At 33.4% G+C, this 2,160-nt stretch carries 2 protein-coding genes; both read right to left on the bottom strand.

From position 1 onward, the window contains the following. Positions 1–156 precede the first annotated feature (156 nt). On the bottom strand, positions 157–615 hold the full coding sequence (locus AC27VX_RS23635; protein ID WP_488698419.1) for a hypothetical protein: 459 nt from the start codon (positions 613–615) through the stop codon (positions 157–159). Positions 616–617: 2 nt separating this feature from the next. Further along, the coding region (locus AC27VX_RS23640) for an RHS repeat-associated core domain-containing protein (RefSeq protein ID WP_488698421.1) at positions 618–2,160 on the bottom strand (1,543 nt) is incomplete at its 5' end.

Consider the following 2,160-nt stretch of genomic DNA (forward strand, 5'->3'; position numbering starts at 1 on the left):
GATGAGTTCCAGATTATTAGTCTTTTAAATTGCAATCCAAAATTGCTAATTTTCTCGGAACTTTTTTTTCAAAATAAGTTTAAACAACTTCCATGTCAACCCACAGGTAAGATGTTCGTGTCACCAAAAATTATTAATAATTTTTCATATAATCTATTAATGTATACATTTACTTTTATTAGCTTTTTTTTTCCTTGGTAGTATCTCTGATATAACGGGAGAAATATACTCATATCCATACCCTTTATTTTTATTAAAAACATTAGGATATCGATCAAAATTATAAATTTTTAATAAAAAATAATTCTGTAATAATAGAGATAACTTGAGTCTAACATGATATTTTTTTTGATCTGAACAATTGTCATAATACCTAAAGTTCAAGTCAATATCACTATTACCATCAATTTCATTTAAATCTTTCTTATCACTTAATTCAAATCTTCCCATTTCATATTTTAGAGTAATAGTATCTTTTTGTACTATTAAATAACTATGAGAAAGATTATAAGATCCGGTAATCTCATCATCAACAGTAATTAATACATGAAGTTGTTTTTGAGACATTACTCTAAAGCAAATAAAAAGTAAACATATTAGTATTCTTACTTTCATTCTTATTTTCCTTTAATTATTTTTTCAATTATATTCGTGCTCAACTGTAAAGAGGGAGTTACTTCATTCCTCTTATAAAAAACTGCTCCCAGTGATGGCTTGGGATCCAATGTTATTTTTCCGGCTCCATCAATAGTACCCGTTTGATTTCCCAGCCTACCTACAATAATATTTAGACCAAATTTTTCAAACGCTTTTCCATCTAAAGTGCTAGGTCGTAATGCTGATGAAAATGCAATTGTTCCTCGATCAGTAATTGACGGATTTAAGGGTACATGACTATGAATACTAGTATTATTTTCTCCTTTAACATCTGGTAAAGTCGTTGTTGAAAGATTACCAGTTTTCACAGTTTCAGCTTCTCCTCTTACTATATTGTCATTTGGATCGATAACAGCTGTTTCTTCACTATTTCCTCCATTATTTATTGTTCTCTGCAAGCTATCAAGAGCTTCAGTTAAAACTGTCTTAGTAGTTTGTAAACCACTTTCCACGTCTGATTTTGATGCAACTTCTCCCCTATTGTAACTTTTTTCAATATTATTTGCAAGGACTTTATCTGATATTATAGATACTTTCCCGTCAATACCATTTTGATCTTGTCCAATTTTTTTTCCATCAGAATTAAATAATTCAACCGGATCAATTGCATTTCTACCATCAGGATCAATAAATCTGATAGGATTATTAAACGCATAATTGTAAGGGCTATGTCTTGTCATCTTCTCCGCCAACGGATCTACAACACCCCATCTTCCAATGTCCGGCATGTAGAATCTCGCCCCATAATCATACATCCCAGTCTCTTGTAGCTCCTTCCCATTGTACTTGTAATTTAAATACCCACCTAAAAGACTTTTTCCTTGGCCTATATGATTTAAACCAAAAGGATAGTAATTGTTGGTGTCAATAATTTCAAGAGCACTTTGGCTGTCTTTAGCAAAACTTACTCTGGCATTTCCGAGGTGGTCTTTGTACTGATAAATATAGCGGTTTTCTTTGAAACTGTAAAATCCTTCTGCGGTAGGTACAAAATCCAGAGTCCATTGGGGAGTAGAAGGAATTACAGGATCAATTATTTTTCTGTAGGCCTGTTCTTCATAGGCTGTTTCTGTTCTGCACACTAAACATACATTGCCATCACCTCTATAGCTATACTGGAAACCATCGAGGTAATCAGTAAGATGATCTATAGGCAGCCCCATATGAAATGACTGTATATATGTTTTGCGAAGTTTCACCCCATCTGCCCGGTAAAGATGGCTGATATCTGCCGTGTTTACTTTTCCTGCAAAATTAACATTCTGAATATTAATCTGGTAGGGAAGATTTAAATAGTTATACTGAATACTCTGTATCCCTTTATCCTTCATCGTGGTCATACTCCCGTTCAGGTCATAATCTATGATATTATTACCTCCTTCATAACCGGTATCATTCATGGCATTTTCGATCACTTGGGTCAGGCGGTTGCCATTATAGATATAATCAAGATTATCTACCAAAGTAGCTGTGTTCCCTGGCATAGATGCCGCTGTACGTTTA

The sequence above is a fragment of the Chryseobacterium sp. 14P4.3.2 genome (assembly GCF_057799275.1).